9 protein-coding genes are annotated in these 13010 nt (G+C 67.0%); 3 read left to right on the forward strand and 6 right to left on the reverse strand.

Annotation, left to right across the window (positions count from 1 at the left end; all coding sequences use genetic code 11):
* Positions 1 to 98: 98 nt before the first annotated feature.
* Together VA603_RS15105 and VA603_RS15110 are read right to left on the reverse strand one after the other, a co-directional pair.
* Positions 99 to 440: a hypothetical protein gene (locus VA603_RS15105; RefSeq protein WP_132865173.1), complete on the reverse strand. Its 342-nt coding sequence runs from the start codon at positions 438 to 440 to the stop codon at positions 99 to 101.
* A gap of 121 nt (positions 441 to 561) precedes the next feature.
* Positions 562 to 1737, reverse strand: coding sequence for a thiolase family protein (locus VA603_RS15110; RefSeq protein WP_323439334.1), 1176 nt, complete (start codon positions 1735 to 1737; stop codon positions 562 to 564).
* Between the two features lie 190 nt (positions 1738 to 1927).
* Here VA603_RS15110 and VA603_RS15115 point away from each other — a divergent pair, with 190 nt between their 5' ends.
* Positions 1928 to 4762 (forward strand): S8 family serine peptidase, encoded by a 2835-nt coding sequence (locus tag VA603_RS15115; protein ID WP_323439335.1) that lies wholly within the window; start codon positions 1928 to 1930, stop codon positions 4760 to 4762.
* Positions 4763 to 4819: 57 nt separating this feature from the next.
* Here the strand turns inward: VA603_RS15115 and VA603_RS15120 are convergent, their stop codons facing one another.
* The gene (locus VA603_RS15120; RefSeq protein ID WP_323439336.1) at positions 4820 to 5917 is read right to left on the reverse strand and encodes a Glu/Leu/Phe/Val family dehydrogenase; all 1098 of its coding nucleotides are present in this window, start codon (positions 5915 to 5917) and stop codon (positions 4820 to 4822) included.
* A gap of 306 nt (positions 5918 to 6223) precedes the next feature.
* Here VA603_RS15120 and VA603_RS15125 point away from each other — a divergent pair, with 306 nt between their 5' ends.
* A complete protein-coding gene (locus VA603_RS15125; RefSeq protein ID WP_323439337.1) occupies positions 6224 to 9742 on the forward strand; it encodes a methylmalonyl-CoA mutase family protein in 3519 nt (1172 codons plus the stop codon).
* A 130-nt stretch (positions 9743 to 9872) separates the two neighbouring features.
* Positions 9873 to 10916 carry a S66 peptidase family protein gene (locus tag VA603_RS15130; RefSeq protein ID WP_323439338.1) on the forward strand — a complete coding sequence of 348 codons (1044 nt, stop codon included), beginning with the start codon at positions 9873 to 9875 and terminating at the stop codon, positions 10914 to 10916.
* A gap of 39 nt (positions 10917 to 10955) precedes the next feature.
* Here the strand turns inward: VA603_RS15130 and VA603_RS15135 are convergent, their stop codons facing one another.
* The 3 genes from VA603_RS15135 to VA603_RS15145 form a co-directional block, all read right to left on the reverse strand.
* Positions 10956 to 11918, reverse strand: coding sequence for a tetratricopeptide repeat protein (locus tag VA603_RS15135; protein ID WP_323439339.1), 963 nt, complete (start codon positions 11916 to 11918; stop codon positions 10956 to 10958).
* 53 nt (positions 11919 to 11971) lie between these two features.
* Entirely contained in the window at positions 11972 to 12562 is a 591-nt protein-coding gene (locus VA603_RS15140; RefSeq protein WP_323439340.1) for a TMEM175 family protein, read from the reverse strand.
* 90 nt (positions 12563 to 12652) lie between these two features.
* On the reverse strand, positions 12653 to 12991 hold the full coding sequence (locus VA603_RS15145) for a tRNA-binding protein (RefSeq protein ID WP_323439341.1): 339 nt from the start codon (positions 12989 to 12991) through the stop codon (positions 12653 to 12655).
* Between the last annotated feature and the right edge of the window lie 19 nt (positions 12992 to 13010).

Genomic DNA, 13010 nt, shown 5'->3' on the forward strand with positions numbered 1-13010 from the left:
ACACGTATTCAGATCTTGTCAACGCGCCGGACGCCGGCAATAAAAAAAGCCGCTGGCGAACCAGCGGCTTTTCAAGACAAGCGTGGAAGCAGAAGTTATTACTTCTTGGCTTCTTCAGCAGCGTCCTTGGCTTCAGCAGCGACGTCCTTGGCGGCGTCGGCAGCGTCGGCAGCGGCGCCGGCAGCGGCGTCGGTGGCGGCGCCAGCAGCAGCCTGGGCAGCGTCGCCAGCGGCGTCAGCAGCGGTGGCGGCGGTGTCGGCAGCAGCCTGAGCGGCGTCAGCGGTGGCGGCGCCAGCGGTGGCAGCCTGGTCAGCAGCAGCCTGGGCTTCGGTGGCGGCCTGGTTGGCGTCGGCGGCAGCGTCAGCAGCCTGTTCCTGCTTCGAGCAGGCAGCCAGGGCCAGACCCAGGGTCATCGCGATCAGCAGCTTGTTGATGCTCATTTGTGAATCCTCGTCGTGAAATTTGGCAACGCGCCATTGCGCGCCGGGAACATGATGACAAGCCCATTTGGGGTGTCAAGCGGGTACGCATTCAGGTTTGAGAAAATCTGAGAAATTCCAATCAGATCAATTCGATGGCAATTGCGGTTGCTTCGCCGCCGCCGATGCACAACGATGCGACACCGCGCTTGAGGCCGCGCGTGCGCAAGGCATTTACCAGCGTAACCACCAGGCGCGCGCCCGAGGCGCCGATCGGGTGGCCCAGTGCGCAGGCACCGCCATTGACGTTGACCTTGCCGTGCGGAATGCCCATTTCGCGGATCGGCGCCATGGCCACGACGGCGAAGGCTTCATTGATCTCGAACAGGTCCACGTCGGCCACACTCCAGCCGGCCTTTTCCAGCACCTTGCCGATCGCGCCGAGCGGGGCGGTGGTGAACCATTCCGGCTCCTGCGAGAAGGTGGCATGGGCCACGATGCGGGCCAACGGCTGCACGCCACGCTTGGCGGCATCGTCGGCCGAGAGCAGGACCACCGCGGCGGCGCCGTCGGAAATGCTGGACGAGCTGGCGGCGGTGACGCTGCCGTCCTTCTTGAAGGCCGGGCGCAGGGTCGGGATCTTGGCGATGTCCGACTTGCCGGGCTGCTCGTCCTGGTCCACCTCGACCTCGCCCTTGCGGGTGGCGACCTTCACCGCAACGATCTCGTCGTTGAAGGCACCGTTGGCCTGGGCGGCCTGGGCGCGCTTGACCGACTCGATGGCGTAGGCGTCCTGCTCCTCGCGGGTGAAGCCGAACTTGCTGACGGTGGCTTCGGCGAACACGCCCATGGCCTGGCCGTCGTACGGGTTGGTCAGGCCATCCCATGCCATGTGGTCCACGGCCTGGAAGTTGCCGTAGCGGTTGCCGGTGCGCGAGTTGGGCAGCATGTGCGGGGCGTTGGACATGGACTCCATGCCGCCGGCCACCACGATGCTGGCCGAGCCGGCCTTGATCAGGTCATGGCCCAGCATGATGGCCTTCATGCCCGAACCGCAGACCTTGTTGAGGGTGGTGGCGCCGGTGCTGATCGGCAGGCCGGCGGCCAGTGCGGCCTGGCGGGCCGGGGCCTGGCCCAGGTTGGCGGGCAGCACGCAGCCCATGATCACTTCGGAAACGTCGCCAGCGGCAACGCCGGACTGGGCGAGGGCGGCGCTGATCGCGGCCGAACCCAGGGTCGGGGTGGGGACGCCGTTGAACTGGCCAAGGAAGGAGCCAATGGCGGTGCGCTTGGCGGCGGCGATGACGATGTCGGACATGGGCAATCTCGGTTATATCTTGCGGCAATTATCGAACGTCCCCGGTGGCAGGCCCATTGGACCATCGGCACATCCATCAGGGGGACGGACTGTCGTTGCAGTATAGAAGGTGGGGATGACCGGGCCGATTGCCGGTATTACCTGAATTGGCAATTGCATCGTAAGGCGCTGCGTGCGCCGGGAGAGGGCGATGACGACGAAGACGATCCGCCACGGGCTGTCGGTGGCCTTGGTGCTGGCGTTGGGGGCATGCGGCGGCGGAGGTGGCAGCAAGTCCAGCCCGCCACCGGCGACCCCGCCGCCGCCCACGCCCGATCCGCCGACCACGCCCCAGCCGGCGTTCGATGCGCACCTGGCTTTGACCAACACGCGTGCCGCACAGGCCCGTAGCCTGACCGGCAAGGGCCTGCGCATCGGTGTGGTTGATTCGGGGGTGATGCGCAATCACCCGACGCTGGCTGGGCGGGTGGTCGCCAACTACACCTACCTGGATTCGCCGCCCAACAACCTGACCGTCGATGACGTGGTGGGGCACGGCACCACGGTGGCGCAACTGGCCGCGGGTGCGGCCGCCGGCAGCTGGCCCGGAGGCGTGGCGCCAGGGGCGGAAATCGTGTCGGCGCGGATCATCGCCGACGAGAGGCCCCGCGATGATGGTTCCGGCCAGGGCAATGAAGTCACCGGGGCCCTGGGCATGGCATCGGTGCACCAGGACCTGATCAATGCCGGCGTGCGCATCATGAACAACTCCTGGGGCGGGTTGTACTGGACCCGCGCCAGCGCGACCGCCGCGATCGCCGCCGAGTACCGCCCCTTCGTCGTCGACCACGACGGGCTGGTGGTGTTCGCCACCGGCAACGAGTCGCGTGGCAACCCGTCCGACACCGCCGCATTGCCAAGCAAGGCCGGTGTGGACGGAAGCCTGCCGGCAGCGGACCTGGAACGCGGGTGGCTGGCGGTGGCGGCGCTGGATACCGCCAAGCCGACCCAGCTGGCCAGCTATTCCAATGCCTGCGGCGTGGCGAAGAGCTACTGCCTGGTGGCGCCGGGGACGGCGGCCTTCGTCGGTCACGGGAGTACCGCCGGCAACCTGCAGTACTTCTACGGCAGCGGCACCTCGTATGCGGCGCCGTTGGTGTCCGGTGCCGCCGCGCTGGTCTGGGAGGCGTTCCCGTACTTCAACAACGACCTGGTGCGACAGACCCTGCTGGGTACGGCCACCGACCTTGGCGCGCCGGGCCCCGACGCGGTGTTCGGCTACGGCCTGCTCAACGTCGGCAAGGCCGTCCTAGGGCCGGGCAGGTTCGACTGGGGCGATGTGACCGTCAACGTCGATCAGACCGGGCTCGATTCGACATGGCGCAACCCGATCAGTGGGGCTGGCGGGCTGGTCAAGACCGGCGTCGGTGCGTTGGTGCTGACCGGCACCAACAGCTATGCCGGCACAACCCGCATCGAGCGCGGCACGCTGGCCCTGCGCGATGGCGGCTCGATCCGTTCAGCGGTCACCATCACCGCGCAATCCACTCCGTCCGCCGCTGCGTTGCAGTTCATGTCCGGTGACAACCGGGTGACGGGCAACGTGGACAACGGCGGCAGCGTGATCCTGCTGGCCGGGGACGGCACGGGCACGATCGAAGGCAACTACGTGCAGCGCTCCAATGCCCTGTTGATGGTGGCGCTGGGCACGCAGGCGTTGCAGGTCACCGGCACGGCGACCCTGGCCGGCGGCGTGCAGATCAACGGGATGGTCGGTGGTTATGTGGCGCAGGACGGCAAGCGCCAGGACCTGGTCCAGGCGGGTGGGGGCGTGAGCGGCGAATTCACCCCGGCACCGGTGGTGACCGGCAACACGGGCCTTAGCCTGCTGGAAAGCCATTACGGATACGACGCCAACCACGCCTGGCTGGTGCTGGACCGGGTCAGCGTGACCCGTGCTGCAGCGGCAGCCGGAGCAGGGAGCGCGGCGCGATCGTCCGCACAGCGCGTGGAGCAGGCGTTCGAACTGCTGGATGCCGACGCGACGGCGCAGGCATCCCCGTTCGCGACGGCGGCAGCAGCGTTGCAGCGGGTGGATGGCGGTTTCGCGGGGTTGGAGCGGAGCCTGGAGAGCCTGTCCGGACGTGCTCATGCCGCTGCAACGACAATGACCTTCGACAGCATCGACATGCAGCGGCGTGCGCTGTCCAGCCAGTTCGCTGGCAAGGGCGCAGCCCCGGCAGCTGACGGGACCTGGATGCGCGCGCTGGGCGGCGGAGGGCAGGGCGGGTACCTGGGCAGCGACTACAACGTCGGTGGCTGGATGATGGGCCGTGATGTCGCCATCGCCGGCAACGGGGTACTGGGCTTCGCCTTCGGCCAGACACGCGCCAACGATGCCGGCGGCACGTCACTGGAGCGGAGCCGTGACCGCCAGACACAATCGCAGGTGTATGCCGGCTGGGGGTTCGGGCAGGCCTATCTGCTGGGCCAGGCCGGGTTCGGCCGGTTCCAGCGGGAGCTGGACCGGGGCCTGTTGCTGGGCAGTGAGCGCGCTGGCGTGCAGTCGCGGTACGGCGGCCGGTTCCTGAGCGGCAGCATCGAGAGTGGCTACCGCTTCGGGACGGCGGCGAGGCAATGGATGCCCTACCTCGGCGTGGAGTACGCGCGCATCGACAACGACGCTTTCCATGAGCAGGGCGGCCAGGGCTTCGGCCTGCGCAGTGAGGCCTGGAGCAGCCGCCGCCTGCAGGCCTTGGCAGGCATGCGCGGTAGCTACCGCTGGAAACGCGTTGCCCTCAACGGGTACGCCGAATGGCAGCAGGCCCTGCAGCAGAGCGGCCTGGCCCTGGATGCCCGTTTCGTCGGCATCGATGCCTGGGCACCGTTGGATGGCGTGCAGCCGTGGCGTTCGGGTGGCCTGTTCGGGACGTCGCTTGAGGCATGGATGAGTGCACAGGCGCGGTTGTCGCTGGGCTATGACCAGCGGTTTGGGCCGCGTGCTGAAAACCGCCAGGTGTCGCTGCGGCTTGCCCGGGAATTCTGAGGAATCGGGGCGGAAGTGAGGGCGCGCGGGTGACGGCGGCCCTCATCCGCGTCCGCCTTACTCGCCGCGCAGGCGGTTCATCCGCGGGGTGGAACGGCCCATCGGCATCTTCAGCTTGCCGATGGCTTCCAGCCGGGCTTCGGCGATGCGGTCGGCCGCGCGCTGCGGGGAGACATTCTCACGCTTGGACTGGTCGAAGATCCTGCCGAGGTTGTGGTAGATGCTGCGGATCAGGCGCATCGCGCGTTCGCGGTTGTAGCCGTCGATCTCCAGCGACACATTCATCACGCCGCCGGCGTTGACCGCGTAATCCGGGGCCCACAGCACGCCGCGCTTGTACAGCTCGTCGCCCACCGCATGGCTGGCCAGCTGGTTGTTGGCGGTGCCGCAGATGACCTTGACCTTGAGCCGGTCCAGCGTGGCCATGTCGATCGCGCCTTCCATCGCGCAGGGCGCCAGCACGTCGGCGGCGACATCGTAGATGGCGTCGGGCTTGACCGCCTCGCAGCCGTACTCGCTGACCGCGCGCTGCACCAGCACCGGGTCCAGGTCGGTCACGTACAGCTTGGCGCCGCGCTCGCGCAGCAGCTTCACCAGCTCCATGCCGATATGGCCCAGGCCCTGCACGGCGATGCTCAGCTTGCCGATCTCCTCGTGCCCGAACTGGCGCTTGACCGAGGCCATCAGCGCCTGCAGGGCGCCATAGGCGGTGAACGGGGCCGGATCGCCGGAGCCGCCATGGACCTGGTGGACGCCGGTGACGTAGCCGGTCTCCAGGTAGATGTTCTCCATGTCGTTGACGTCGGTGCCGACGTCCTCGGCGGTGATGTAGCGCCCGCCCAGGGCCTCGACCTGGCGGCCGAAGGCGCGGAACAGCACCTCGCTCTTGTCGGTGCGCGGGTCGCCGATGATCACCGCCTTGCCGCCGCCGACGTTCAGCCCGGCCAGCGCGTTCTTGTAGGTCATGGTCCGGCTGAGCCGCAGCACGTCGCGCAGGGCGTCGTCGGTGTTGGCGTAGGGGCGCATGCGCACGCCGCCCAGGGCAGGGCCCAGCGTGGTGTTGTGGATGGCGATGATTGCCTTCAGGCCGGCTTCGCGGTTCTGGCAGAACACGACCTGTTCGTGGCCGGAAGTCTCGAGGGTTTCGAAAAGCATGGAAGCTCCGATGGCGTTTGTTGCCACAACGTCAGTGATCCTGCAGGCAAACAGCAGGCCGGAAAACAAAAAATGCGACTTCCTCGTGTGCAGGACGGGGGTCGCGGGCCGCCATTCTAATCCATTCCCGGTATGGGAATGTTCAGGACGGTAGTACCTGACTGGGCGCTTGGCTTTGCCCAGACAGGGCGCGTCGCCATCACCCGATAGCGCAAACGGCGAAAAGGTCACGCTGCGCTGCAACCTGACCTGCCGCGCGCGCGGTTCTATCATCGGTTTCAACAGAAACCGGATGTTGCACGGCCCATGAGTACTCCCGCCTCCCAGCTCCCGCAAGTCCAGCCGGAGTCCACCCCGCTGCGCTTCGTCACCGCCGCCAGCCTGTTCGATGGCCACGACGCGGCGATCAACATCATGCGCCGCCTGATCCAGGCGCAGGGCGCGGAGGTCATCCACCTGGGCCACAACCGCAGCGTCGAGGACGTGGTGCGGGCGGCGCTGCAGGAGGACGCCGACGCGATCGCGCTGTCCTCCTACCAGGGCGGCCACGTGGAGTACTTCAAGTACATGGTCGACATGCTCAGGGAGCGTGGGGCCGGCCATATCAAGGTGTTCGGCGGTGGCGGCGGCACCATCACCCCCGAGGAGATCCGCGAGCTGCAGGCTTACGGCGTGGAGCGCATCTACCACCCCAATGACGGCATGAAGATGGGGCTGGTGGAGATGATCGAGGACGTGGTGGCGCGCGCGGGCAAGGCGCGCGACGCCCGCGCGGCGGAGTCCGGCGACACCGCCCCGGCGATCGAGGACGAGATCGGCATCGGCCGGGTGCTGTCGCAGCTGGAGGACGGCGACCATTCCGAGGCGGAGCTGGCGCACCTGCGCAAGCAGTGGCAGCTGGCCTCCGGCAGAACGCCGGTGGTGGGCATCACCGGCACCGGCGGCGCCGGCAAGTCCTCGGTGACCGACGAGCTGCTCAACCGCTTCCTGGCCAGCTTCCCGCAGATGCGCATCGCGGTGATCTCGGTGGACCCGACCCGCCGCCGCACCGGTGGCGCGCTGCTGGGCGACCGCATCCGCATGAACTCGCTGCGCTCCAAGCGCGTGTACATGCGCTCGATGGCCACCCGCCGCCAGCATGCGGCGATCAACACCGTGCTGCGCGACTGCATCGGCTTCCTGAAGTCGCTGCAGTTCGACCTGGTGATCGTCGAGACCGCCGGTATCGGCCAGAGCGATTCGGAGATCGTGGACCTGGTCGACTTCCCGATGTACGTGATGACCAGCGACTTCGGCGCGCCGAGCCAGCTGGAAAAGATCGACATGCTCGACTACGCCGAGCTGGTGGTGCTCAACAAGTTCGACAAGCGCGGCGCCGAGGATGCGCTGCGCGACGTGCGCAAGCAGTGGAAGCGCAACCGCACCGCCTTCACGATGAAGGACGAAGACGTGCCGGTCTACCCGACCATCGCCAGCCAGTTCAACGACCCGGGCATCAGCTGGATGTTCGCCAACCTGTGCCGCCTGCTGCGCGAGAAGGCCAAGGCCGGTGCCGGGCTGCAGCCGCGCATCGATACGACGCTCAAGGAGCCGCGCGCCACCGTGCTGATCCCGGGCAGCCGCGTGCGTTACCTGGCCGAGATCGCCGAGCAGGGCCGTGGCATCAACGCCCGTATCGACTCGCAGGCCGAGGTGGCCGAGCGTGCGCAGAGCCTGTGGCAGGCGCTGAAGGAACTGGGTGATGCGGCATTGCCGGGCGCGCTGGATCTGTACCCGGCCGATGCCCTGACCGACGCCGCTGCCGACAACAGCATCCGCACCCTGCGCCAACGTTACAACGACGCGGTGCAGTCGCTCGACTCCGAAGCACTGCGCCTGTTGCGCGAGTGGCCCGCACGCCTGAAATCGATCACCGAGCCGGTCAATGAGTACCAGGTGCGCGGCAAGACCATCCGCGTGGAGAACTACCGCGAGTCGCTCAGCCACCAGCAGATCCCCAAGATCGCCGCGCCCACCTACCGCAGCTGGGGCGAGCTGCTGGTGTTCCTGCAGAAGGAGAACCTGCCGGGCTCGTACCCGTACACCGGCGGCGTCTACCCGTACCGCCGCACCGGCGAGGACCCGATCCGCATGTTCGCCGGCGAAGGCACGCCGGAGCGCACCAACCGCCGCTTCCATTACCTCAGCGTCGGCCAGCCGGCCGCGCGCCTGTCCACCGCCTTCGACAGCGTGACGCTGTATGGCGAGGACCCGGCGCCGCGCCCGGATATCTACGGCAAGATCGGCAACTCCGGCGTCAACATCCCCACGCTGGACGACATGAAGAAGCTGTACTCCGGCTTCGACTTGTGCGCGCCGACCACCTCGGTGTCGATGACCATCAATGGCCCGGCGCCGATGATCCTGGCGATGTTCATGAACACCGCCATCGACCAGCAGGTCGAGAAGTACCTGCAGGAAGACCCGGTGCGCTGGGCCGAGGCCGAGGCGAAGATCGCGAGGATCTTCGAAGGCCGCACCCGACCGCAGTACCACGGCGAGCTGCCGCCGACCAACAACGGCCTGGGCCTGGCGCTGCTGGGTGTCACCGGTGACCAGCTGGTCGATGCCGACACCTACGCGCGCATCAAGGCCGAGACGTTGTCCACCGTGCGTGGCACCGTGCAGGCGGACATCCTCAAGGAGGATCAGGCGCAGAACACCTGCATCTTCTCCACCGAGTTCGCGCTGCGGATGATGGGCGACATCCAGCAGTACTTCGTCGACCACAAGGTGCGCAACTTCTACTCGGTGTCGATCTCCGGCTATCACATCGCCGAAGCCGGCGCGAACCCGATCAGCCAGTTGGCCTTCACCTTGTCCAACGGTTTCACCATCGTCGAGTACTACCTGGCGCGTGGCATGAAGATCGATGACTTCGCGCCCAACCTGTCGTTCTTCTTCTCCAACGGCATGGACCCGGAGTACACCGTGATCGGCCGCGTGGCGCGCCGCATCTGGGCACGGGCGATGCGCGAGCGTTATGGCGCCAACGAGCGCAGCCAGATGATGAAGTACCACATCCAGACCTCCGGCCGCTCGCTGCACGCGCAGGAGATCCAGTTCAACGACATCCGCACCACGTTGCAGGCGCTGTATGCGCTGTTCGACAACTGCAACAGCCTGCACACCAACGCCTACGACGAGGCCATCACCACGCCGACCGAGGAGAGCGTGCGCCGCGCGGTGGCGATCCAGATGATCATCAACAAGGAGCTGGGGCTGAACTTCTGCGAGAACCCGTGGCAGGGCAGTTTCATCGTCGACAAGCTGACCGACATCGTCGAGGAGGCCGTGTACAAGGAGTTCGAGGCGATCAGCGAGCGCGGTGGCGTGCTGGGCGCGATGGACACCATGTACCAGCGCGGCAAGATCCAGGAAGAGTCGCTGTACTACGAGCACAAGAAGCACGACGGCAGCCTGCCGCTGGTCGGCGTCAACATGTTCCTGTCCAAGGAGCATGCCGGCGAGGTGGCCACCGAGATCGAGCTGATCCGCTCGACCGAGGAAGAGAAGGGCCAGCAGATCGAGAACGTGCACAACTGGCAGCGCAACCGCAATGCGCTGGCGCCGGCCGGCGAGACCTCGCATTCGCATGAGGTTGAAGGCGTGGCGGCTGATGAAAGCGATGTGCATGACGGCCATGGCCTGGCGTATCTGCAGAAGACCGCGCGTGATCGCCGCAATGTGTTCGAAGCGTTGATCGAGGCGGTCAAGACCCACAGCCTGGGCCAGATCAGCCATGCCCTGTACGACGTGGGTGGCGAGTACCGCCGCAACATGTAATCGAAGCGGGTAGTGCCGAGCCATGCTCGGCACGAAGCCGGCAGTATCGGCAGGGCCGCAGCGGAGCGTGGCTCCGCTCTACCGCGGCGCGCTGTTACTCTTGTGCTGACTCCCGGTAGCAGGCAGCAACATGGATAGACGGCGTTTCATCGGTGGTACCGCCTTGGCAGCCACGCTGCCGCTGCTCGGCCTGCAGGGCGCGATGGCAGCGCCGCGTGGGCGTCTGCTGCCGCCGGCCCTGAACAAGGGCGACACCGTCGGGCTGGTCAGCCCGTCCTCGGCCAGCAGCGATCGATTGAGCCTGCAGCTGGCGCGCGAAGCGATGGAAGCGTTCGGCCTGAAGGTGAAGACTGGCGCACACTACGACGCGCGCCATGGCCACCTGGCCGGTACCGATGCCGAGCGCGCCGCTGACATCAACGCGATGTTCGCCGACATGCAGGTCAAGGCGATCGTCTGCGTGCGGGGTGGCTCCGGTGCCGCGCGGCTGCTGCCGTTGCTGGACTACGCCCGCATCCGCGCCAACCCCAAGATCCTGCTGGGGTACTCGGACATCACCGCCCTGCACAGCGCCATCCAGGCCCGGACCGGGTTGGTGACGTTCCATGGGCAGATCGGCTCGGGCACCTGGAACCGCTTCAACGCCGACCAGTTCGAGCGCCTGTTCTTCAAGCGCGAGCTGATGCACTACCAGAACACGGTGGTGGATGCCGACGACGAGCTGGTGCCGCGCCGCAACCGCACGCTGACCCTGCGCGGTGGCACGGCCCAGGGCGAGTTGGTCGGCGGCAACCTCACCGTGCTGACCGCCTTGGCCGGGTCGCCGTACCTGCCGGACTTCACCGGCAAGATCCTGTTCCTGGAGGACGTGGAAGAGGCGCCTTACCGCATCGACCGCATGTTCAGCACGTTGAAGCTGATGGGCGCGCTGGACAAGGTCGCCGGCTTCATCTTCGGCGAATGCACCGATTGCACGCCGGGCGACGGTTACGGCTCGCTGACGCTGGACCAGATCTTCGACGACTACATCCTGCCGCTGAAGATCCCGGCCTATCGCGGTGCGATGATCGGCCACATCCGCGAGCAGTTCATCGTGCCGGTCGGCGGCAAGGTGGCGATGGACGCCGATGCCGGCACCTTCCGCCTGCTGGAGCCGGTGTTCTCCGGCGCGTGAGTGGCAACGGACGCAGCGATCAGCGCTGCGCCGGTTGACTCATTCTTCCTCGTCCGCGTCGTCTTCTTCACCCTCGTCCTCGGGGGACTGCCACCAGGCGCTGCCGGCCACCGGGGCCGGGGGCGCGCATTCGCGTGTTTCGATGGCGTCGACGTGACGCCCGGCATGGCCATCGGCCCAATCCCTGAGCAGCTTCTCAACCGACCTGCGGCTCTGCGCGGCGACGCCGAGGTTGCGCTCGGCCTGCCACGCGGCGTCTTCCTGCGCGGCGTGCTGATGCGGCGCACCGTAACTGCAACGCAGGCAGTAGTGGCGGATGCTGCGCGTCCAGTCCTCGGCGTGGCCGATGCCGGGCACGGTCGCCCGCAGCAGCGCATCCAGGTCGTCCTGGCCATCGGCGCGAACGAACACCACGAAGGTCTGGAACGCCGACGGCACCAGCCGACCCAACTGGTTGAACACATGCACCTCGCGCTCGCCGTCGAAGCGGCTGCCGGTCGATGCACCATCGTGCAGCACGATGTCGCCGAAGCGGTGGCCACTTTCCGGCAGCGGTACGTTGAGCACGCGTGCGCGCACCGGATCAACGCGGCGCACGAAGACGGTCTCGCCACCCTGCCAGGGATTCAGGAGAACCACGGCCACGCCGAAGTCGCCATCGATCGGGCCTTCGGTGCCGGGCAGGGCGATGCCGCAGGCGGTCCATAGTTCACGCACGGTGTCCCAGCGGCCGAGCGCGGTGGCGGCGATGGCCGCGTTCCAATGCTCGGCCTGGCCGTGTTCCTCGTTCAGGGCGATGGCCTGCAGGTTGTGCCGCAGCGAGGTGGGCCAGTCCAGCAGGTACTTGTGCACCAGCCCCTGCATGTAGTGGTAGTAGCGGTTGTCCGGGTGATGCTGGAGCAGGGTACCGAAATCGCGTGCGGCGTCTTCCAGCGCGCCATCATCCACCGCGGCATAGGCGCGGTGATGGATCTGCTCCAGTTCATCGGGGGTGTCGTTCATGCCGCTGCCAGTGTCCAGGTCGGCGCATGATCGCACGGGCCTGCCGGCCAGGATCAGGGGGCGGGAGGGTCGACGGCCAGCCCGCGCTCGATGCGACGGTCGGGGATCAGCCACATCAGTGCCACGCCGACGTAGATCGCCTGCGCGACATGCACCTGCACGAAACTGACGCCGATGCCGGTGAGGTAGAGCAGCGGCGACAGCTTTCCCTTCCAGTCCCGGCCGAGTACCTCGCGCAGGGTCGACTCCCGGCCTTCGGCGACAACGATGCGTTGTTGCAGGAATGCGTAGGCGATGGCCGCGGCCAGCAGTACACAGCCGTAGGCGGCGGTAGGCAGCGGCAGCAGGTAGTAGTCATCCATCCAGCGCGTGGCGAACGGCAGCAGCGACAACCAGAACAGCAGGTGCAGGTTGGCCCACAGCACGCTGCCGGAGATGCGCTTGCAGGCCTGCAGCAGGTGGTGATGGTTGTTCCAGTAGATGCCCACGTAGATGAAGCTGAGCAGGTAGGCCAGCAGGGTGGGGATCAGCGGGCGCAAGGCCTGCAGGGTGCCGCCCTCCGGCGTTTTCACCTCCAGCACCATGATGGTGATGATGATGGCCATGACCCCATCACTGAATGCTTCAAGCCTGCCCTTGCCCATGTGTGGTTTCTGCCGGTCAGTGGTGGGTACGTGGTTGCCGCACAGTATCGGCCGACGGCGTGAGGGCGCCGTCGGGATCCACCGGCGGCCTCACAGCAGTCGTGTGCCCAGCGGGACGTCGTGCTCGGGCACGCACAGGCTGACCCGGCCTTCGGCATCGTGGAAGCCGGTGACCAGGCATTCGGACATGATCGGGCCGATCTGCTTGGGCGGGAAATTGACCACCGCCACCACCTGCTTGCCAACCAGCGTGGCGGGATCGTACAGGGCGGTGATCTGGGCGCTGGACTTGCGCACGCCCAGTTCCGGGCCGAAATCGACCTGCAGCTTGTAGGCAGGCTTGCGGGCTTCGGCGAACGGCTCGGCGGCAATGATGCGGCCGACGCGCAGTTCGACCTTGGTGAAGTCCTTCCAATCGATCGTTTCCATGGTGCCTCGGTGGTTGTGG

The sequence above is a fragment of the Stenotrophomonas capsici genome, from assembly GCF_034961085.1.
GTDB lineage: Bacteria > Pseudomonadota > Gammaproteobacteria > Xanthomonadales > Xanthomonadaceae > Stenotrophomonas > Stenotrophomonas capsici.